The sequence below is a fragment of the Streptomyces sp. NPDC048277 genome, from assembly GCF_040652235.1.
Classification (GTDB): Bacteria; Actinomycetota; Actinomycetes; order Streptomycetales; family Streptomycetaceae; genus Streptomyces.
Genome location: NZ_JBEZLQ010000004.1, coordinates 555,439 through 575,072 on the forward strand (window position 1 = coordinate 555,439; position 19,634 = coordinate 575,072).

Here is a 19,634-nt window from a genome sequence, read left to right on the forward strand (position 1 = left end):
GGCGCGGAAGCGGAGAAATGACGTGACAGGCTGGCAGTTCTGGGTCGACCGCGGCGGTACGTTCACCGACGTCGTCGCGCGGCGCCCGGACGGCCGGCTGCTCACCCACAAGCTGCTCTCCGACAACCCCGCGCGGTACGCGGACGCGGCCGTGGCGGGCGTACGCGAGCTCCTCGACGGCTCCGACGACCCCGTCGACGCCGTCCGCATGGGCACCACGGTGGCCACCAACGCGCTTCTGGAACGCAAGGGCGAGCGCACCCTGCTCGTCATCACGCGCGGCTTCCGTGACGCCCTGCGCATCGCCTACCAGAACCGCCCCCGCATCTTCGCCCGCCGCATCGAACTGCCCGAACTGCTCTACGAACGGGTCGTCGAGGCCGACGAACGGATCGCCGCCGACGGCACCGTGCTGCGCGCCCCCGACCTGGACGCCCTGGCGGGCCCGCTCCGGGAGGCCTACGACGACGGGATCCGAGCGGTCGCCGTCGTCTGTATGCACAGCCACCTGCACCCCGGACACGAGCAGGCGATCGGCGAGCTGGCCGCCCGCACCGGCTTCCCGCAGATCTCGCTGTCCAGCGAGGTCAGCCCGCTGATGAAGCTCGTCCCGCGCGGGGACACCGCCGTCGTCGACGCCTACCTGTCGCCCGTACTGCGCCGCTACGTCCGCCATGTCGCCGACGAACTCGAAGGCGTGCGGCTGATGTTCATGCAGTCCAACGGCGGGCTCGCCGAGGCCGGGCAGTTCCGTGGCAAGGACGCCATCCTCTCCGGGCCGGCCGGTGGCATCGTCGGCATGGCCCGGATGTCGCGGCTCGCCGGCTTCGACCGGGTCATCGGCTTCGACATGGGCGGCACCTCCACCGACGTCTCCCACTTCGCCGGCGAGTACGAACGGGTCTTCACCACCCAGATCGCGGGCGTCCGGCTGCGCGCCCCCATGCTGGACATCCACACCGTCGCCGCCGGCGGCGGCTCGGTGCTGCACTTCGACGGCTCCCGCTACCGCGTCGGCCCGGACTCGGCCGGCGCCGACCCCGGCCCGGCCTGCTACCGGGGCGACGGCCCGCTCGCCGTCACCGACGCCAACGTCATGCTCGGCCGCATCCAGCCCGCCCACTTTCCCCCGGTGTTCGGACCCGACGGGAACCAGCCCCTGGACGCCGGCCTGGTCCGCGACCGCTTCACCGGCCTGGCGCGGGAGATCCGCGAGCGGACCGGCGACGACCGCACCCCCGAGCAGGTCGCCGAGGGCTACCTGAGCATCGCCGTCGCCAACATCGCCAACGCGGTGAAGCGGATCTCCGTCCAGAAGGGCCACGACGTCACCCGCTACGCCCTCACCACCTTCGGCGGGGCAGGCGGGCAGCACGCGTGCATGGTCGCCGACTCGCTCGGCATCCGCACCGTCCTGGTGCCGCCCATGGCGGGCGTCCTGTCCGCGCTCGGCATCGGCCTCGCCGACACCACCGCCATGCGCGAACAGTCCGTCGAGGCCCCGCTGGAGCCCGCCGCCATGCCCGGCGTCCGCAAGACCGCCGACGACCTGGAGGCCGCGGCCCGCGCGGAACTCCTCGCCGAGGACGTCCCCGGGGACCGCATCGAGGTCACCCGCCGTGCCCAGCTCCGCTACGACGGCACCGACACCACCCTCACCGTCGAGCTCACCGAGCCCGACGCGATGAAACACACCTTCGAAGAACGTCATCGCGCCACGTACTCCTTCACGCTCGACCGCCCGGTCGTCGTCGAAGCCCTCTCCGTGGAAGCCACCGGCATCACACAACCCCCCGATCTCTCCGCCCTCGCCCCTTACGAGGGCCGTCCCGCCGCCCCGGACACCGTCCGCCTCCACACCGGCGGCGCCTGGCGCGACGTACCCCTCCACCGCCGCGAGAGCCTGCCCCCCGGCGCGTCCGTCCTCGGCCCCGCGATCATCACCGAGGCCGGCGCCACGACCGTCGTCGAGGACGGCTGGCGGGCCGCGACGACCGACGACGGGCATCTGGTCATGGAACGCGCGGCGATTACGCAGAGTTCCGATCTCGGCACAAAAGCCGATCCGGTCCTGCTCGAGGTCTTCAACAACCTCTTCATGTCGATCGCCGAGCAGATGGGCGCCCGGCTGGAGTCGACGGCCCAGTCCGTCAACATCAAGGAACGCCTGGACTTCTCCTGCGCCCTGTTCGACCCGGACGGGAACCTGGTGGCCAACGCCCCGCACATCCCCGTCCACCTGGGCTCCATGGGCACCAGCGTCAAGGAGGTCATCCGCCGCCGCGGCACCTCGATGCGCCCCGGCGACACCTACGCCGTCAACGACCCGTACCACGGCGGCACCCACCTGCCCGACGTCACCGTGATCACACCGGTCTTCGACACGCAGGGTGACCGGATCCTCTTCTACGTCGCCTCCCGCGGCCACCACGCCGAGATCGGCGGCATCGCCCCCGGCTCGATGCCCGCGAACAGCCGCACCATCGACGAGGAGGGCGTCCTCTTCGACAACTGGCTGCTCGCCGAGAACGGCCGGTTCCGCGAGGCCGAGACCCACCGGCTGCTCGCCGGGGCCCGCCACCCCTCCCGCAACATCCGCACCAACCTCGCCGACCTGCGCGCCCAGATCGCCGCCAACCGCAAGGGCGTGGACGAAGTCGGCCGCATGATCGAGGAGTTCGGCCTCGACGTCGTCCAGGCCTATATGCGGCACGTCCAGGACAATGCCGAGGAAGCGGTCCGCCGGGTGGTCGACGCCCTGGACGACGGTGAGTACGCCTACGAGACCGACTCCGGCGCGATCATCCGGGTACGCGTGCGCGTGGACCGCGAGAACCGCCGCGCGACCATCGACTTCACGGGCACCTCCGCCCAGCTCGCCACCAACTTCAACGCGCCGTTCTCGGTCGTCAACGCGGCTGTGCTGTACGTCTTCCGCACCCTGGTCGCCGACGACATCCCGCTCAACGACGGCTGCCTGCGGCCCCTGGACATCGTCGTACCGCCCGGGTCCATGCTCGCCCCCGAGCCGCCGGCCGCCGTCGTCGCGGGCAACGTCGAGACCTCGCAGGCCATCACCGGTGCGCTCTACGCGGCGCTCGGCGTCCAGGCCGAGGGCTCCGGGACCATGAACAACGTCACCTTCGGCAACGAGCGCCACCAGTACTACGAAACCGTCGCCTCCGGATCCGGAGCGGGCGACGGCTTCCCCGGCGCGAGCGTCGTACAGACCCATATGACCAACTCCCGGCTCACCGACCCGGAAGTCCTGGAGTGGCGGCTGCCCGTCCGCCTCGACGAGTTCGCCGTACGGCGGGGCAGCGGCGGCGCGGGCCGCTGGCACGGCGGGGACGGCGCGGTCCGCCGTATCCGCTTCCTCGAACCCATGACCGTCTCCACCCTCTCCCAGCACCGTCGCGTCCCGCCGTACGGCATGGCGGGCGGTGCACCCGGCGCGCTCGGCGCCAACCGGGTGGAACGGGCCGACGGCACGGCCGTCGAACTCGGCGGCAGCGACGCGGCCGACGTCGGCCCCGACGACGTACTCGTCGTCGAAACCCCAGGTGGCGGCGGATACGGACGTCCGTCACCCGATCCCCATCCAGCCCGCCCCCGTCAAGCAGGAGAAGAAAACGATGATCTTCGGGCGATCTGAGCGCGGCAAGCCCCCGGTCGAGCCCGTCACGCTCAAGATCCTCGTGGCCGGCGGCTTCGGAGTGGGCAAGACGACTCTCGTCGGCGCGGTCAGCGAGATCAGGCCGCTGCGCACCGAGGAGCTGCTCACCGAGGCCGGGCGACCGGTCGACGACACCAACGGCGTCGAGGGCAAGCACACCACCACCGTCGCCATGGACTTCGGCCGCATCACCCTGCGCGAGGACCTGGTGCTGTACTTGTTCGGCACTCCCGGGCAGGAGCGGTTCTGGTTCATGTGGGACGAGCTGTCCGAGGGTGCGCTGGGTGCCGTCGTGCTCGCCGACACGCGCCGCCTGGAGGACTGCTTCGCCGCCGTCGACTACTTCGAGCGGCGCTCCATACCGTTCCTCGTCGGCGTCAACTGCTTCGAGGGCTCTGCCCGTTACCCGGTGGAGGACGTCCGCCGGGCCCTGGACCTCGACGCGGACGTACCGGTCGTGCTCTGCGACGCACGGGACCGCGAGTCGGTCAAGGAGGTACTCATCGGCGTCGTCCAGCACGCGATGGCGTACGCGGCGGCCCACCGGCAGGCCGTCACCACCTGAACGGCGGCGGCACGGCCCGTACCCCCGCCGACAGGGGTACGGGCCGTGGTCCCAGGGGGTTACTCGTCGCCCTCCTCGATCCAGCCGAGGCTCTTCTCCACCGCCTTGCGCCAGTTGGCGTACTCCCGCTCGCGCGCCGACGCCTGCATGGCGGGCGTCCACTCCACGTCCTTCTGCCAGTGCGACTTCAGCTCGTCCAGGTCGTTCCAGACGCCGGTCGCCAGGCCGGCCGCGTAGGCGGCGCCCAGGCAGGTCGTCTCGGAGACCCGGGGCCGGATCACGGGCACCCCGAGGACATCGGCCTGGTGCTGCATCAGGAGGTTGTTCCTGGTCATGCCGCCGTCCACCTTCAGGGTCGTGATCTGCACCCCGGAGTCCTGGTACATGGCGTCCACGACCTCCCGTGTCTGCCAGCTCGTCGCCTCCAGGACCGCGCGGGCGAGGTGCGCCTTCGTGACGTACCGGGTGAGCCCGGTGACGACCCCGCGCGCGTCCGAGCGCCAGTAGGGCGCGAACAGTCCGGAGAAGGCGGGCACGATGTAGGCGCCGCCGTTGTCGTCGACGCTCGCCGCCAGGGTCTCGATCTCGTCGGCGCTGCGGATGATGCCGAGCTGGTCGCGGAACCACTGGACGAGCGCGCCCGTTATCGCGATCGAACCCTCCAGGCAGTACACCGGCGCCTCACCGCCGATCTTGTAGCCCATCGTCGTCAGCAGCCCGTTCTTGGACGGCACCGGCCGGTCGCCGGTGTTGAGCAGCAGGAAACTGCCCGTCCCGTAGGTGTTCTTCGCCGTGCCGACGTCGTAGCAGGCCTGCCCGAAGACCGCCGCCTGCTGGTCGCCGAGCGCCGACGCCACCGGCACCCCGGCCAGTTGGCCCACGGCGGTGCCGTACACCTCGGCGGAGGACCTGATCTCGGGCAGCACCGCCGCGGGGACGTTCATCGCGGACAGGATGGAGGTGTCCCACTGCAGGGTCTCCAGGTTCATCAGCATGGTGCGCCCGGCGTTGGTGACGTCGGTGACGTGCCGGCCGCCGTCGGTGCCGCCGGTGAGGTTCCAGATCAGCCAGGAGTCGATGGTCCCGAAGGCGATCTCACCGCGCTCGGCCCGGTCCCGGAGCCCGGGCACGTTGTCCAGCAGCCAGGCCGCCTTGGGCCCGGAGAAGTAGCTGGCCAGGGGCAGCCCGGTCTGCTCGCGGAAGCGGTCCTGGCCGTCGCTGCCGCCGAGTTCGTGGCACAGCGCCGCGGTGCGGGTGTCCTGCCAGACGATCGCGTTGTGCACGGGCTTGCCGGTGGCCCGGTCCCACAGGACCGTCGTCTCGCGCTGGTTGGTGATGCCGAGCGCGCTCAGCTGGTCGGCGCGCAGCCCGGCGTTGGCGAGCGCCCCGGCGACCACGGCCTGCACCTTGGACCAGATCTCGGTGGCGTCGTGCTCCACCCAGCCCGGCTTGGGGAAGATCTGGCGGTGCTCGCGCTGGTCGACGGCGACGATGGCGCCGCCGTGGTCGAAGATGATGCAGCGGCTCGACGTCGTGCCCTGGTCGATTGCGGCGACGTACTTCTCGGCGGTGTCCGTCATGGCTACCCCTTGGTCGCTGGATCAGAAGGCTGCGTTGTAGATGAGGCCCGCGAGCGCCCCGCCGACCAGCGGGCCGACGACCGGGATCCAGGCGTAACCCCAGTCGGAGGTGCCCTTGTTGGGGATCGGCAGGAAGGTGTGCACGATCCGGGGGCCGAGGTCGCGCGTCGGGTTGATGGCGTAGCCGGTGGGGCCGCCGAGGGACAGCCCGATGCCGACGACGAGCAGCGAGACGATCAGCACGGTGGTGCCGGACTCGCCGAGCCCCTTGGTCAGCCCGAACGCGAGGATCGGCAGGACCAGCGAGATCGTCGCGATGATCTCGGTGATGAGGTTGGCGACCGGGTTCCGGATCTCCGGGATGGTGGAGAAGATGCCGAGTGTCGGCGTGGGTTCCTCCGCGGTCTCCTCGTCGCGCACGTTGGCCTGGAACTGGGCGAGGTAGACCAGGTACGTCAGGACGGCGCCCAGCATCGCGCCGACGAGCTGGCCGAGCAGATAGACCCAGACCTTGTCCCACTTGCCGGTGTCGACGGCGATGCCGATGGTGACGGCGGGGTTGAGCTGCCCTCCCGACAGCGGAGCGGCGGTGTAGGCGCCGGCGAGGACGCCGAATCCCCAGCCGAAGGCGATCACCACCCACCCCGCGGCCCGCGCCTTGGAGTGTCTGAGGGTGACGGCGGCGCAGACACCGGCACCGAACAGGATGAGGATGGCCGTGCCGATGACTTCGCCGACGAATATGTCTCCGTTGCTCATGGCGGCTCCTAGGGCGCTGGCCGGGGGATCACCCCGGCGCTCCGAGCAGGAACGGTTCCCTTGGCGACGTCAGCCGAAGGCAGGGAAGGTCCCGCGCCCCGCCCGGCGTCCGTGACGAGCGTGCCGTAACAGCCGAATCGCCCATGGGGGGACAGCCTCGAGACAGGAGCGGCCCATGGCACAGTGCCTGATTACGCCGAGAATGTACGGCGATGTCGACCGACACCGGAAGTTTTCACCGGCGCCCAGGGAGCGTCAAGGTCGCCGACGGCAACGATGACAGGCAACCCGTGAGAAAACCTGTTTCACGGCTCCACCGTGGCGTACCCGGCCTGCGCCGGGTACGCGCCCGAGCCGCGCCGGATCTCGTGCCCGGGCAGTCCCGCCCGCCCCAGCACCCAACTCGCCCCGTGCAGCGCCTTGGCGGCCTTCTTGAGCGGTGCCAGCCATGCGGCAGCCTGCCGGTGGTCGGTCACACTGCCGGGACCGCACACGACGGTGGCCAGGGACAGCGTGACGGGCCGTCCGCCCGCCGCCCAGGGCGCGTCGAGCACCCCGGTGACGAGCGAAGCCATCCCCTCCTCGTCGGCGAGCACCAGGAAGTCGTCCCCGCCGATGTGCCCCACGCGCGCGTGGCCGGCCACGGCCTGCTGCAGCGCCCGCCCCACCGAGCGGATCAGCTCGTCGCCCGCGGCGAACCCGGCGCCGTCGTTCACCTGTTTGAAGTGGTCGATATCAAGCCAACTCAGCGCGAAGACACGGCCGTCCGCGATCCACCGGTCCACCTCGCCCGTGATCGTGTCCGAACCGGGCAGCCGCGTCAGCGGGTTGAGCCCGGCCGCCTCCTCGACGCGGGTCTCGGCGAGGGCCCGTACGAGGTCGGCGAGGCGTACGACGCCCACGCAGCGCCCGAGCTGGTCGACGACCGCCACATCGTCCGAGGTGCGGTCCCGGCCGCCGACCGCCACCACGTCCAGCACCTCCCAGGCGGTCGCGTCGACGCCGACCGTGCGCGGCGCGTCGCCCAGCTTGAAGGCCGGGCGGTCCGCGTACAGGGCGTGTCCGTAGCGGCCCGACATCGACAGCAGGAAGCGGGAGCGGTGCACCGACCGCACCGGGGCGCCCGTCTGGTCCACCAGGAGGACGCCGGAGACGTCCGGGGAACCGGTCAGCAGGGCGCGCACCTGCAACGCGGACGCGGTGACCGGCAGCAGCGCGGCGGGCCGGATGAACTCCCGCACGGACGGCCCGGACCGTGGTGGCGGCACGCCGGCGGGGGAGTGCGGCGGAACGTATACCTCCGCCACCGGGATCCGGGCCGGCGGCGCGAACAGCTCGCCCTGGGCCAGCTGTGCCCCGGCCGCCAACGCCGCCGCGTGCTGCAGTTCCGTCTCCACGCCCTCGACGGCCACCAGGGCGCCCAGCTCCTCGGACAGGGTCCGCATCGCCCGCACCGCGGCCGGGCGGCCGAGCAGCGAGGCGTCGAGCTTGATCAGGTCGGGGGAGAGGTCGGTGAGCAGCCGCAGCGGCACGTCCCCGTCGCCGATGCCGTCGGCGCTGATCCGGAAGCCCTGGCCGCGCAGCGTCGCCACGGCCTCCAGCAGGGCCCGCTGCGGTACGTGCGTGTACGGCGGGACGATGTCCAGGGTCACCTCCCAGGGCATCCGTCCGGCTTCGCGGACGGCCTCGGGCAGCGGGCCGATGCCGCCGAGGTCGGCGAGCGTGGCCGCGAAGACGTTGATGTGCAGCGGCAGGAGCGTCTCCTTGCGAGCCGCCGCGCGCAGGGCCAGCACGGCCAGTCTGCCGTCGAGTTCGGGGTCTCGGCGGGCTTCGGCGAGGATGTCGCCGGTCTCGGGCCGGGCGAGGATCTCCAGTGCGGCGATCCCGCCGGTCGTCAGATTGACCACCGGCTGGAAGGCGAAACGGAGAGCATCCGTCCATGAGCGCACGGGAGCATGATGACTCCACCGGCGTACGCCCAAGGGCAGTTCATAAGACGTTCACGCACCATTCCGGGGTGGTGGCACGGGGTGTGGAAACCCTCCTGTCACACCCGTCCCGCTAGCGCACCGCTATCACGGACGAGCCGTGTCCGAACAGCCCCTGGTTGGCGGTGATCCCCACGCGCGCGTGCGCCACCTGCCGGTCACCCGCCGTGTCTCTCAACTGCCAGGTCAGCTCGCATATCTGAGCGATCGCCTGGGCCGGCACCGCCTCTCCGAAGGAGGCGAGCCCACCGCTGGCGTTGACCGGTGTGCGGCCGCCCGGCGCCGTCGCGCCCTCGCGCAGCAGCTTCGCCGCCTCACCCTCGCCGCACAGCCCGAGATCCTCGTACCACTGCAACTCCAGGGCGGTGGAGAGGTCGTAGACCTCCGCGAGGGAGAGCTCCTCGGGGCCGATGCCCGCCTCCTCGTAGGCGGCCCGGGCGATGGACGCACGGAACGACTCGCCCGGGGGCGCCACGGCCGCCGCCGAGTCCGTGGCGATGTCCGGCAGGTCGAGGACGGTGCTCGGATAGCGCGGCGTGACCGTGGACACCGCGCGGATGCGCACCGGCCGTGCCACTCCGTGCCGGTGCGCGAAGTCCAGGCTCGACAGCACCAGCGCGGCGCCGCCGTCGGAGGTCGCGCAGATGTCCAGCAGCCGCAGCGGATCGGCGACCACCTGGGAGGCGGCCACCTCCTCGGCGGTGACCCGCTTGCGGTAGCGGGCGTACGGATTCAGTGCCCCGAGGGCCGCGTTCTTCACCTTGACCAGCGCGAAGTCCTCCGGGGTGTCCCCGAACACCGCCATCCGCCGACGCGCGTACAGCCCGAAGTACGTCGGATTCGTCGCCCCCAGCAGCCGGAAGCGCAGCCAGTCGGGATCGTCGGGGCGGTCTCCTCCGGCGGGCCGGAAGAAGCCCTTGGGGGCCGCGTCCGCGCCCACCACGAGCACCACGTCCGCGAGCCCCGCCAGGATCTGCGCCCGCGCCGCGGCGACCGCCTGGGCCCCGGACGCGCACGCGGCGTACACGCTCGCGACCCGCGCGCCCTGCCAGCCCAGCGCCTTGGCGAAGGTCGCGCCCGCGACATAGCCGGGATATCCGCCACGCACCGTGTCCGCGCCCACGATCGAGCCGACGTCCCGCCACTCCAGTCCGGCGTCCGCGAGCGCCGCGCGGGCCGCCGCCGTCCCGTACTCGACGAAGCTCCGCCCCCACTTGCCCCAGGGGTGCATGCCCACGCCGAGCACCGCCACGTCCGCCGTCATGCCGCCCCTCCTGTCGGCCGAAAGTGCCAGGTCGTCCAGGTCGTCTCCGCGTCCTCGCCCAGCACCCCGGGGACGACCTCGACCTCCATGCCCACCGTCAGATCGGCGACGGTGATCCCGGGAACCGCCTGTCCCAGCACCACGATCCGCTCGGACTCCAGCTCCACAGCGACCAACGCGTACGGCTCCCACGGAAGTTCCGGATCGCTCACATAGGGTGACGGCGGCCGGTATCTGCTGTCGGTGTACGACCAGATCCGCCCGCGGCGGGAGAGCGGGACCTCCTCCAGGTCGCCGCCCGCGCATCCGGGGTTGCGGCAGTGGGCGTCCTCGCGGGGGAAGAAGACCGAGGTGCAGGCCGCACAGCGGGTGCCCAGGAGCCGGAACTCGTCCCCTTCGCCCGTGAACCAGCCGTCGACCGCAGGCATGCGTGTACGCGACAAAGCTCCTCCAGGACAGGATCTGACGGAACGTCAGAAGTGTGCCACGGGCTGCCGGAATTGGGCAGGCCGCGCCCGTGGGTGACGTCTCCCTGTCCGCTTCCTGGCCGTTGGTGTCGATTTCCTGGGCGTCGGCGTCGATTCACTTCCGGAAGGAGGCGTTCCCCTGACCGTGAGACGTCGTTCCCGTGATCGGATAAAGTCCGCGCGTGTCCGAAAATCAGCACCCAATTGCCAACTCCGCTCCGGGCTTGCACTGTTCGAGCTGCGGCGCGTCGTACGGAGCAGGAGTCTCCGGCTGGCCGCGCACCTGCCCGGCCTGCGGCCACATCGCCTACCGCAACCCGCTGCCGGTGGCGATCGCCCTCCAGCCCGTGTACGACACGAAGGGCACCGCCCTGGTCGTCATCACCCGAACCGTCGCCCCCGCACGCGGAGGCACCGCGCTGCCCGGCGGCTACGTCGACGACCGCGAGGACTGGCGGCACGCCGTCGTCCGTGAACTCAAGGAGGAGACGGGCATCGACGCGGCCGCCCGCGACGTACGCCTCGTCGACGCCATGAGCTCACCCGACGGGCACCTGCTGCTGTTCGGGCTTCTCCCGGAACGCCCGGCCGAAGGCCTCCCGCCGTCGGCCGCGACGGACGAGACGGAGGGCTGGCACCTGCTGCGCAGGCCCGAGGAACTCGCCTTCCCGCTGCACAGCGTGGCCGTACGCGCGTGGTTCGAGGGCCGCTACTGAGCCCGCCGGCTCAGCCCAGCCCCCTGATCTGCACGGGGCGGGACGGCTCGCTCACGCCGTTGTCCCCCTCGCGCCGGACCACCACCCGTCGGCCCTCCCAGCGGGCGACGTAACGCTCGATCTCCGGCTCGTCCCAGCCGTCGCCCGCGTCCGGCACGAGCAGCCCGCCGCCGGTGCGTCCCCGGACGGGCGCCCAGACCTCCAGCCGCGTCCCGCCGTCCTCGCCCCGCACGGGAAGGACGGCACCCGCGCGCGCGAGCACCGGAATCCGTGACAGCGGGGCATCGACTAGCACCTGCCCGGGCCCCTCGTACGCCTGCTCCGTCACCGTGTCGTACCAGCGCCCCCGCGGCAGCTGCACGGCTCGCCGGTCGGCGCCCGGATCCAGCACCGGTGCCACCAGCAGACCGTCGCCCAGCAGGAACGCGTCCTCGCAGTCGCGCAACGCCCGGTCCTCCGGCGTGCCCCACCACAGGGGCCGCACATAGGGCGCGCCGGTCCGCCGGGCCAGGTGGGCCAGCGTCATGAAGTACGGCAGCAGGCGCTGCCGTTCGAGGAGCGCCACGCGCGCGTGCTCCAGCACCTCGGGCCCGAACTCCCATGGTTCCCGGCGCCCCGCGCGCATGCTCGCGTGCGTGCGGAACAAGGGCAGATAGGCGCCCAGCTGGAACCAGCGCAGAAACAGCTCGGGCGACGGACTCCCGTCGAAACCGCCCACGTCCGGCCCGGAGTACGGCACCCCGCACAGCCCGAGCCCCAGCACCAGCGACAGGGACGCGCGGAGCCCCGGCCAGCCGGTGGCGACGTCACCGGACCAGGTGCCCCCGTAGCGCTGCATGCCGGCCCAGCCGGAGCGCGAGAACAGGAACGGCCGCTCCTGGGGCGCCAGTTCGCGCAGCCCTTCGTAGGCCGCCTGCGCCATGCAGAGCGCGTAGACGTTGTGCGCCTCCCGGTGGTCGCCGCCGCGCCCCTCCAGAGCGTGCCGTGCCGAGCGCGGCAGTGTCGACTCACCGAAGGCGTTGAAGGACGTCGGCTCGTTCATGTCGTGCCAGAAGCCGGTGAAACCCTCGTTGAGCCGCTCCTCGTACAGCCCGCCCCACCACTCACGCACGCGCGCGTGCGTGAAGTCGGGATAGACGGACTCGCCGGGCCAGACCACACCCTCCACCGTCCGCCCCGACGGGTCGCGCACGAACGCGTCGATGGCCGTCCCGGCGTCATGGACCGCGTTGCCCGGCTCGGCCTTCACCGCCGGGTCGACGATCGACACCAGCCTGATCCCGTCCCGCCGCAACTCCTCGGCCAGCGAAGGCAGCTTCGGGAAGTGCTCGTGGTCGACGGTGAACACCTGATGCGCGTCGTAGTGGTCGATGTCCAGATGGACGGCGTCCAGCGGCAGACCGCGCTCCTGGTAACCGGCGACGATCCGCCGCACCTCCCGCTCGCTGCCGAAGCCCCAGCGCGCGTGGTGATGGCCCAGCGCCCAGGCCGGCGGCAGCGCCGGCGCGCCCGTGATCGAGGCCCAGGTGTGCAGCACGCGCGCGGGGGTGCCCACCATCACCCAGCAACGCAGCGGACCGCCGTCCATCCGCAGCTCGCACCGCCCGGTCCGGTCATGGCCGGAACCCGCCCCCTCCGCACCCTCCCGGAGCGTCACCGTCCCGTCCCACGTGGAGTCGTGGAACACCAGGTGCGCGGCCGCGTCCGCCACCACCAGCTGCACGGGCATGGTGATGTACAGCGGATCGTCATCGGCCCCGAACGCATGTCCGGGATCGGTGTTCCACAACCGGTACGTTCCGTCGCGCAGCCGCGGACCCGAGGCGCGCCCCCCGAGCCCGAAGAACCGCGCGTCCGCGGCCACCTCCGAGCGCTGCACCCAGCGCGCCGTACCCCCGCCCACCGGTTCCCACCACCGGGGCGGCAGATCCCGCCGGAGCATCACGCCACCCGGAGTGCACACCTCCACCGCGCCGTGCCGCGAGATGTTGATCGTCACCCGCTCCGCCACGACCCGCCAGCCGCCGTCCGTGTCCGGCTCCAGGACCGCCCGCGGATCCGGCTCCGGGCAGCGCCCCGCGAGCGCGTACGACGGCTCGGGACCGGCCCCGTCCCACCCCCAGAACACCGCCCCGTTCACGGCGACCGTGATCCGCAGCTCGGACCGGCTGAAGCGGAGCACCCCGCCCCCGGGCCCCGGCTCCGCTTCCCGCACCGGCCCCGGCACCCGGGCGCGCTCGGCCCCCCGCGCGGGCAGTCCGGCGGCATCGATCCGCTTCCTGCGCCACGCGGCCCGTACGGTACGCAACCCCTGAGCCGCCTTGCTCGAACCGACCACTCTCACCGAACGCACCAGGTCACGACCGTCCATACTGCTCACCCTGCCACTCAGCGCTCCACACGCGCGTGCCGTTCAACTGCCGTTCACCCGTGCTGGGACCACATCTTCACGACGCGGACTATGTGGAGCGCACCCTGGTGTAGAAGTCGATCACATGGCATCGTCCCTGTCAGCCGCGTCACGCGCACACCCCAGCCCGTGCGCGCCCGACGCACACCAGCGCAGAAGCCCGGGAGCCGCCCCATGTCGACCGCGAACCCCCAGCCGCTCTGGCAACCCGATCCCGAACGGATCGCCCAGGCACACATCACCACGTTCCAGGCCTGGGCGGCAGAACACCACGGAGCCCCCGCCGAGGGCGGGTACCCGGCCCTGCACCGCTGGTCCGTCGACCACCTGGACACCTTCTGGAAAGCCGTCACGGAATTCTTCGACGTACGGTTCTCGACCCCCTACGCGCGCGTGCTGGGCGACCGCTCCATGCCCGGCGCCGAGTGGTTCCCCGGGGCGAGGCTGAACTACGCCGAACACGCCCTGCGCGCCGCCGCCACCCGCGCGGACGAACCGGCCCTCCTGTACGTCGACGAGACCCATGAACCGCGCCCGGTGACCTGGGCCGAACTCCGCCGCCAGGTCGGCTCCCTGGCCACCGAGCTCCGCGCCCTCGGCGTCCGCCCGGGAGACCGCGTCAGCGGCTACCTCCCGAACATCCCGCAGGCCGTCGTCGCCCTCCTCGCCGCCGCCGCCGTGGGCGCCGTCTGGACCTCCTGCGCCCCCGACTTCGGCGCCCGCAGCGTCCTGGACCGCTTCCAGCAGGTCGAACCCGTCGTCCTGTTCACCGTCGACGGCTACCGCTACGGCGGCAAGGAGCACGACCGCCGCGAGATCGTCGCCGAACTCCGCCGCGAACTGCCCACCCTGCGCGCCGTCGTCCACATCCCGCTGCTCGGCACCCCGGCCCCCGAAGGCGCCCTGGAATGGTCGGCCCTGACCGCCGCCGACACCGAGCCCGCATTCGAACCGGTCCCGTTCGACCACCCCCTCTGGGTGCTCTACTCCTCCGGCACCACCGGCCTGCCCAAGGCCATCGTCCAGTCCCAGGGCGGCATCCTGGTCGAACACCTCAAACAGCTCGGCCTGCACTGCGACCTCGGCCCCGAGGACCGCTTCTTCTGGTACACCTCGACCGGCTGGATGATGTGGAACTTCCTCGTCTCCGGCCTCCTCACGGGCACCACGATCGTCCTGTACGACGGCAGCCCCGGCTACCCGGACATCAGCGCCCAGTGGCGCGTCGCCGAACGCACCGGAGCCACCCTCTACGGCACCTCCGCCGCGTACGTGATGGCCTGCCGGAAGGCCGGCGTGCACCCCGCCCGCGACTTCGACCTCGCGCGCGTCCAGTGCGTCGCCACCACCGGCTCGCCCCTGCCGCCCGACGGCTTCCGCTGGCTGCACGACGAGTTCGCGGACAGCGGCGCCGACCTCTGGATCGCCTCCGTCAGCGGCGGCACCGACGTGTGCTCCTGCTTCGCGGGCGCCGTGCCCACCCTCCCGGTGTACACCGGCGAACTGCAGGCGCCCGGCCTCGGCACCGACCTCCAGTCCTGGGACCCCAGCGGCAGACCCGTCGTCGACGAGGTCGGCGAACTGGTCGTCACCAACCCCATGCCCTCGATGCCGATCCGCTTCTGGAACGACCCCGACGGCAGCCGCTACCACGACAGCTACTTCGACATGTATCCCGGCGTCTGGCGGCACGGCGACTGGATCACCCTCACCTCGCGCGGCTCCGTGATCATCCACGGCCGCTCCGACTCCACGCTCAACCGCCAGGGCGTACGGATGGGCTCCGCCGACATCTACGAGGTCGTCGAGCGCCTTCCCGAGATCAAGGAGTCCCTCGTCATCGGCATCGAGCAGCCCGACGGCGGCTACTGGATGCCCCTCTTCGTACAACTCGCCCCGGGCGCGGCCCTCGACGACGCCCTGCTGGACCGCATCAAGCGGGCCATCCGCGAACAGCTCTCGCCACGTCACGTCCCCGACGAGATCATCGAGGTCCCCGGCGTCCCGCACACCCTCACCGGCAAGCGCATCGAGGTCCCCGTCAAGCGCCTGCTCCAGGGCACACCGCTGGAGAAGGCCGTCAACCCCGGATCCATCGACAACCTCGACCTGCTGAGCTTCTACGAGGAACTGGCCCGCAAACGCGGCTGACCCCCTCGGAAGGCGGGCGCGTTCACCCTCCACAGGTGGCCTCGGACTCACCCAGCACGGCGGCCAAGTCCGAGGCCGGCCGCACCGCGTCGACGGGCTCCAGCCCGACGGTAGAGATCCGCACACCCGGCCCCGCCGACAGCCGGAACCGCGCCCCCGCCGCCACCCACCAGCCGTACGACCGCAGGCCGTTGGCGGCCCTCGCCCTGGACACCACCACCGCCTACCGCCGGCTCCTGGCGGGCGACGCGTGCTCGTTCGCCGCGACCGCGATTCTCACCCTGCGCTGCGGCGAACCCCCGTCACCGTCCCGGACCGTGGCCGACTCCCATCGCCCTGACCTGCGCAATTCGGCATCGCCTGATCCGCGACCGGCTGCCGCACCCCTGATTGTCAGTGGTGCCGGTTACTGTGAGTGAGCATTGATCGACCGCTCACAGGGGGAACCATGGCGCACACCGACCACCGGACCATGCGACGCGTCCTGCGCCGCGAAATCGCCGGCACCATCGGCCTGCTGACCGACGAACACGACTTCCGCGCCATGCGGCGCTACCGCACCTTCACCTTCGACGACCATCCCACCTACCTGAGGCAGATCGAAGCCCTCCTCAGGACCCGCGCGGCAGAGGGCACCCACACCACACTCGCCCTCTTCGACCCCGAGGAATACGCCGAGTTCTGCACGGACACCGGACTGGACCCGGACGCCCCCGCGAGCCGCACCCGCTTCACCGCCGACCTCGCGGCCACCGGCGCCACCGTCCCCTACGACGGCCGACCCCTCACCGACCTCGTCCCCGTCCTCGTCGACGAGGCGGTACGCCAGGCCACCTGGGAGTACGCCAGCACCCTGCTCGCCCGCCTCGGCCCCTGCCCCACCTGCGGCGAGGACGTCGGACGCGCCGCCTTCACCCGCGCCTCCCACCTCCTCACCCGCATCCTCGACACCGCCCCGCCAGGCGACCGGCACCTCGTGTGCAGCGTCTCCGGACCACCCGAAACCCTCGTCACCGTCCTCCACGCCGACCAGGACAGCGAAGGCACCACACACCTCGACGAAGCCGAAGCCCTCGAATTCACGAGCGTCCTCGCCCTCGGCCTCGCCACCCGCAGCCCCGGCGGCCTCGTGATGCGCACCAGCGCCCCCGGCACCGCCGACCGCGTCTACGGCTGGCGACTGCGCGGCGACGGCCTCGCGCCCCTCACCGCCGGCGAGGTCTTCGACGCCTACTGCACCGACATCGAATCCGGCGAGCTGATCTCCCCGGAGTCCGACGTCGACTACTGCACGCCTCCCGACCTCGGCGATCAGGACACCCCATCGGGCCACCACCACTGAACACACCAGGGGCGCCCCACCCACAGGTGGAGCGCCCCTGGAAAGACAGCCGATCACGGCCGCACCCGGCTACTCGCCGGACAGCACCGCCTGAGCCGCCGCACGCGCCTCGTCCGCACTGTCGGTGGCACGCGCGGCCGACGCGGCCCGCTCGCACTGGGCCAGCGTGTACTTGGCCAGCGTCGCCCGCACATAGGGAATCGACGCCGAACCCATGGAGAGAGAGGTGACACCCAGACCCGTCAGCACACAGGCCAGCAGCGGATCGGACGCGGCCTCACCACACACACCACAGCTCTTGCCCTCGGCCTTCGCCGCCTCCGCGGACAGGGCGACCAGGTCGAGCAGCGCCGGCTGCCACGGGTCCTGCAACCGGGCCACCGCACCCACCTGACGGTCCGCGGCGAAGGTGTACTGCGCCAGGTCGTTCGTGCCCAGCGACAGGAACTCGACCTCCTGGAGGATGGAGCGCGCCCGCAGCGCGGCCGACGGAATCTCCACCATCGCGCCGAACTTGGCCCGCAGCCCCGCCTCACGGCAGGCGTCGGCGAACGCCTTGGCATCGGCACGGTCGGCCACCATGGGCGCCATGACCTCGAGGTAGACAGGCAGCCCCTCGGCCGCCTTGGCCAGCGCCGTCAGCTGGGTGCGCAGCACATCCGGGTGGTCGAGCAGCGTCCGCAGACCACGCACGCCCAGTGCCGGGTTCGGCTCGTCCGCCGGAGTCAGGAAGTCCAGCGGTTTGTCGGCACCCGCATCCAGCACACGCACGACGACCCGGCCCTCCGGGAACGCCTCGAGCACCTGACGGTAGGCCTCGACCTGCTTCTCCTCGGAAGGAGCGTTCTTGCTGTCGTCCAGGAACAGGAACTCGGTACGGAACAGACCGACGCCCTCGGCACCGGCCTCGACCGCCGCCGGCACATCGGCCGGCCCGCCCACGTTGGCCAGCAGCGGCACCTTGTGTCCGTCCGCGGTGACGCCCGGGCCGGTCGAAGCGGCCAGCGCGGCCTTGCGCTCGGCGGCCGCGGCCGCCAGCTCGGCCTTCTTCTCCGCACTCGGGTTCACGAAGATGTCGCCGGTGCTGCCGTCGACGGCGATCACCGTGCCCTCGGCGAGCTCACCGGCACCCGGCAGCGCCACCACGGCCGGCACTCCGAGCGCCCGCGCCAGGATCGCGCTGTGACTGGTCGGCCCGCCCTCCTCGGTCACGAAGCCGAGCACCAGCGTCGGGTCCAGCAGCGCCGTGTCGGCCGGCGCCAGGTCCCGGGCGACCAGCACGTACGGCTCGTCGCTGTCCGGGACACCCGGCATCGGAACCCCGAGCAGGCGGGCGACGATACGATTCCGCACATCGTCCAGGTCGGCCACCCGGCCGGCGAGGTACTCACCGGCTCCGGCCAGCAGCTCGCGGTACGCGGCGAACGCGTCGTACACGGCACGCTCGGCGGTGCTGCCGACGGCGATCCGTCGCTCCACATCGGCCATCAGCTCGGGGTCCTGGGCCATCATGGCCTGCGCCTCGAGCACGGCCTGGGCCTCACCGCCGGCCAGGTTGCCGCGCGCCATCAGGTCGGCCGCCACCGCATCGACAGCCTGACGGGCCCGCCCCTGCTCGCGCTCCGCCTCTTCCGTCGGGATCTGCTTGGCAGGCGGCTCCAGCACCGCCGTTCCCATGTGCCGAACCTCGCCGATCGCCACACCGTGGCTCACGCCGACGCCTCGCAGCGTTGTCTCCATCTCACCCGTCTCCGATAGTGCGGCGGGTCCCGCCGCCGCGATGGTTGTCGTGGTCGCCGCGTTCTCCGTCAGCCGACGGCACGGCGCAGTGGTCGTCCTATACAGACGAGTCAGTTCCAGGCGAAGAGGCTGTCGCCGGCCTTCACGTCACCGCTCTCGCGGACCTCGGAGAGGGAGTCGGCCGTGGCCTCCAGGGCCACGACGGGGCACACCGGGGACTTGCCGGCGGCCTCGACCTCGGCCGGGTTCCAGCGCACGACGCCCTGGCCGCGGGTCACGGTGTCGCCCTTGTTGACGAGGAGTTCGAAACCCTGGCCGTTGAGCTGCACGGTGTCGATACCGAGGTGGATGAGCACTCCGTGCCCACTCTCGTCCACGACGACGAACGCGTGCGGGTGCAGGGAGACGATGACTCCGTCCACGGGGGCCACGACCTCGGAAGGCTCACGCGTGGGGTCGATGGCTGTACCCGGGCCGACCATGGCCCCGGAGAAGACCGGATCAGGCACGGCGGCCAGTCCGATGGCACGTCCTGCGAGCGGGGACGTCACGGTGGTCATGGGAAGCCTCCCAGGAGTGGAGCTGCTTTCGGGCCGTCACTGCCTGTCCCGGACGGCGCACTGAGCAGCAGCGTATGTCATATGAAGTGGCGGTTCCGCATGGAAGCTACCAGCTAGTGGTCTAGACCACCAGCCCAATGGATTTGCACGGCCTTCGAGGGTCCGTGTACAGTCGTACTCCTGCTTGAGACCGAGCGGCGCGATAAAGCGTCCTCACTCGGCAGCACCCAAACTCGTCAGATCCTAACTCGGGATCACCTTCCGCATGTCTGCGGGACGGTGGTCAGGGGGCCGGAAAAACACTGATAGAGTTTGGAACACCGAAGGGAAGCCCGGAGGAAAGCCCGAGAGGGTGAGTACAAAGGAAGCGACCGTTCCTTGAGAACTCAACAGCGTGCCAAAAGTCAACGCCAGAT

General features: G+C 71.5%; 14 protein-coding genes. 6 read left to right on the forward strand and 8 right to left on the reverse strand.

Annotated elements, in window-relative coordinates; translation table 11 throughout:
• Positions 1–22 precede the first annotated feature (22 nt).
• Positions 23–3,655: a hydantoinase B/oxoprolinase family protein gene (locus AB0D85_RS12850; RefSeq protein ID WP_362317922.1), complete on the forward strand. Its 3,633-nt coding sequence runs from the start codon at positions 23–25 to the stop codon at positions 3,653–3,655.
• Positions 3,636–4,241, forward strand: a complete 606-nt coding sequence (locus AB0D85_RS12855) for an ATP/GTP-binding protein (protein ID WP_362317925.1) — start codon at positions 3,636–3,638, stop codon at positions 4,239–4,241. The genes AB0D85_RS12850 and AB0D85_RS12855 overlap by 20 nt, the downstream gene beginning before the upstream one ends.
• A 59-nt stretch (positions 4,242–4,300) precedes the next feature.
• On the opposite strand, the gene glpK is transcribed toward AB0D85_RS12855, so the two are convergent.
• The 5 genes from glpK to AB0D85_RS12880 form a co-directional block, all read right to left on the reverse strand.
• The gene (gene glpK / locus AB0D85_RS12860) at positions 4,301–5,821 is read right to left on the reverse strand and encodes a glycerol kinase GlpK (RefSeq protein WP_362317928.1); all 1,521 of its coding nucleotides are present in this window, start codon (positions 5,819–5,821) and stop codon (positions 4,301–4,303) included.
• 21 nt (positions 5,822–5,842) lie between these two features.
• The gene (locus AB0D85_RS12865) at positions 5,843–6,580 is read right to left on the reverse strand and encodes an MIP/aquaporin family protein (RefSeq protein ID WP_362317932.1); all 738 of its coding nucleotides are present in this window, start codon (positions 6,578–6,580) and stop codon (positions 5,843–5,845) included.
• Positions 6,581–6,885: 305 nt separating this feature from the next.
• Positions 6,886–8,529 carry a GGDEF domain-containing protein gene (locus AB0D85_RS12870; RefSeq protein WP_362317935.1) on the reverse strand — a complete coding sequence of 548 codons (1,644 nt, stop codon included), beginning with the start codon at positions 8,527–8,529 and terminating at the stop codon, positions 6,886–6,888.
• A gap of 112 nt (positions 8,530–8,641) precedes the next feature.
• Complete coding sequence (locus tag AB0D85_RS12875; RefSeq protein WP_362317938.1) at positions 8,642–9,832, reverse strand: lipid-transfer protein; 1,191 nt, start codon at positions 9,830–9,832, stop codon at positions 8,642–8,644.
• Entirely contained in the window at positions 9,829–10,260 is a 432-nt protein-coding gene (locus AB0D85_RS12880) for a zinc ribbon domain-containing protein (RefSeq protein ID WP_362317941.1), read from the reverse strand. Before AB0D85_RS12880 ends, AB0D85_RS12875 begins: the two co-directional genes overlap by 4 nt.
• A 221-nt stretch (positions 10,261–10,481) precedes the next feature.
• On the opposite strand from AB0D85_RS12880, the gene AB0D85_RS12885 reads away from it, so the two are divergent.
• Complete coding sequence (locus AB0D85_RS12885; protein WP_362317944.1) at positions 10,482–11,015, forward strand: NUDIX domain-containing protein; 534 nt, start codon at positions 10,482–10,484, stop codon at positions 11,013–11,015.
• A gap of 10 nt (positions 11,016–11,025) precedes the next feature.
• On the opposite strand, the gene AB0D85_RS12890 is transcribed toward AB0D85_RS12885, so the two are convergent.
• The gene (locus AB0D85_RS12890; protein ID WP_362317947.1) at positions 11,026–13,386 is read right to left on the reverse strand and encodes a glycoside hydrolase family 31 protein; all 2,361 of its coding nucleotides are present in this window, start codon (positions 13,384–13,386) and stop codon (positions 11,026–11,028) included.
• Positions 13,387–13,599: 213 nt separating this feature from the next.
• Between AB0D85_RS12890 and AB0D85_RS12895 the strand changes: the two genes are divergently transcribed.
• The 3 genes from AB0D85_RS12895 to AB0D85_RS12905 are packed head-to-tail and all read left to right on the forward strand — an operon-like array spanning position 13,600 to position 16,918.
• Positions 13,600–15,576 (forward strand): acetoacetate--CoA ligase, encoded by a 1,977-nt coding sequence (locus AB0D85_RS12895; RefSeq protein ID WP_362317950.1) that lies wholly within the window; start codon positions 13,600–13,602, stop codon positions 15,574–15,576.
• Between the two features lie 35 nt (positions 15,577–15,611).
• Positions 15,612–15,995, forward strand: a complete 384-nt coding sequence (locus tag AB0D85_RS12900) for a hypothetical protein (RefSeq protein WP_362317953.1) — start codon at positions 15,612–15,614, stop codon at positions 15,993–15,995.
• 29 nt (positions 15,996–16,024) lie between these two features.
• Positions 16,025–16,918 carry a hypothetical protein gene (locus AB0D85_RS12905; RefSeq protein WP_362317956.1) on the forward strand — a complete coding sequence of 298 codons (894 nt, stop codon included), beginning with the start codon at positions 16,025–16,027 and terminating at the stop codon, positions 16,916–16,918.
• A gap of 69 nt (positions 16,919–16,987) precedes the next feature.
• Here AB0D85_RS12905 and ptsP read toward each other — a convergent pair whose 3' ends face one another.
• Together ptsP and AB0D85_RS12915 are read right to left on the reverse strand one after the other, a co-directional pair.
• Positions 16,988–18,658, reverse strand: coding sequence for a phosphoenolpyruvate--protein phosphotransferase (ptsP, locus tag AB0D85_RS12910; RefSeq protein WP_362317959.1), 1,671 nt, complete (start codon positions 18,656–18,658; stop codon positions 16,988–16,990).
• Between the two features lie 110 nt (positions 18,659–18,768).
• Positions 18,769–19,218: a PTS glucose transporter subunit IIA gene (locus AB0D85_RS12915; protein ID WP_362317962.1), complete on the reverse strand. Its 450-nt coding sequence runs from the start codon at positions 19,216–19,218 to the stop codon at positions 18,769–18,771.
• Positions 19,219–19,634: the final 416 nt, after the last annotated feature.

Excerpts from the sequence above, each read along its gene's own strand:
- glpK (WP_362317928.1), bottom strand. The coding sequence starts at position 5,821 with ATGACGGACACCGCCGAGAAGTACGTCGCCGCAATCGACCAGGGCACG.
- AB0D85_RS12905 (WP_362317956.1), top strand. The coding sequence starts at position 16,025 with ATGGCGCACACCGACCACCGGACCATGCGACGCGTCCTGCGCCGCGAA.
- AB0D85_RS12865 (WP_362317932.1), bottom strand. The coding sequence starts at position 6,580 with ATGAGCAACGGAGACATATTCGTCGGCGAAGTCATCGGCACGGCCATC.
- AB0D85_RS12855 (WP_362317925.1), top strand. The coding sequence starts at position 3,636 with ATGATCTTCGGGCGATCTGAGCGCGGCAAGCCCCCGGTCGAGCCCGTC.
- AB0D85_RS12875 (WP_362317938.1), bottom strand. The coding sequence starts at position 9,832 with ATGACGGCGGACGTGGCGGTGCTCGGCGTGGGCATGCACCCCTGGGGC.
- AB0D85_RS12880 (WP_362317941.1), bottom strand. The coding sequence starts at position 10,260 with ATGCCTGCGGTCGACGGCTGGTTCACGGGCGAAGGGGACGAGTTCCGG.
- ptsP (WP_362317959.1), bottom strand. The coding sequence starts at position 18,658 with ATGGAGACAACGCTGCGAGGCGTCGGCGTGAGCCACGGTGTGGCGATC.
- AB0D85_RS12895 (WP_362317950.1), top strand. The coding sequence starts at position 13,600 with ATGTCGACCGCGAACCCCCAGCCGCTCTGGCAACCCGATCCCGAACGG.
- AB0D85_RS12915 (WP_362317962.1), bottom strand. The coding sequence starts at position 19,218 with ATGACCACCGTGACGTCCCCGCTCGCAGGACGTGCCATCGGACTGGCC.
- AB0D85_RS12890 (WP_362317947.1), bottom strand. The coding sequence starts at position 13,386 with ATGGACGGTCGTGACCTGGTGCGTTCGGTGAGAGTGGTCGGTTCGAGC.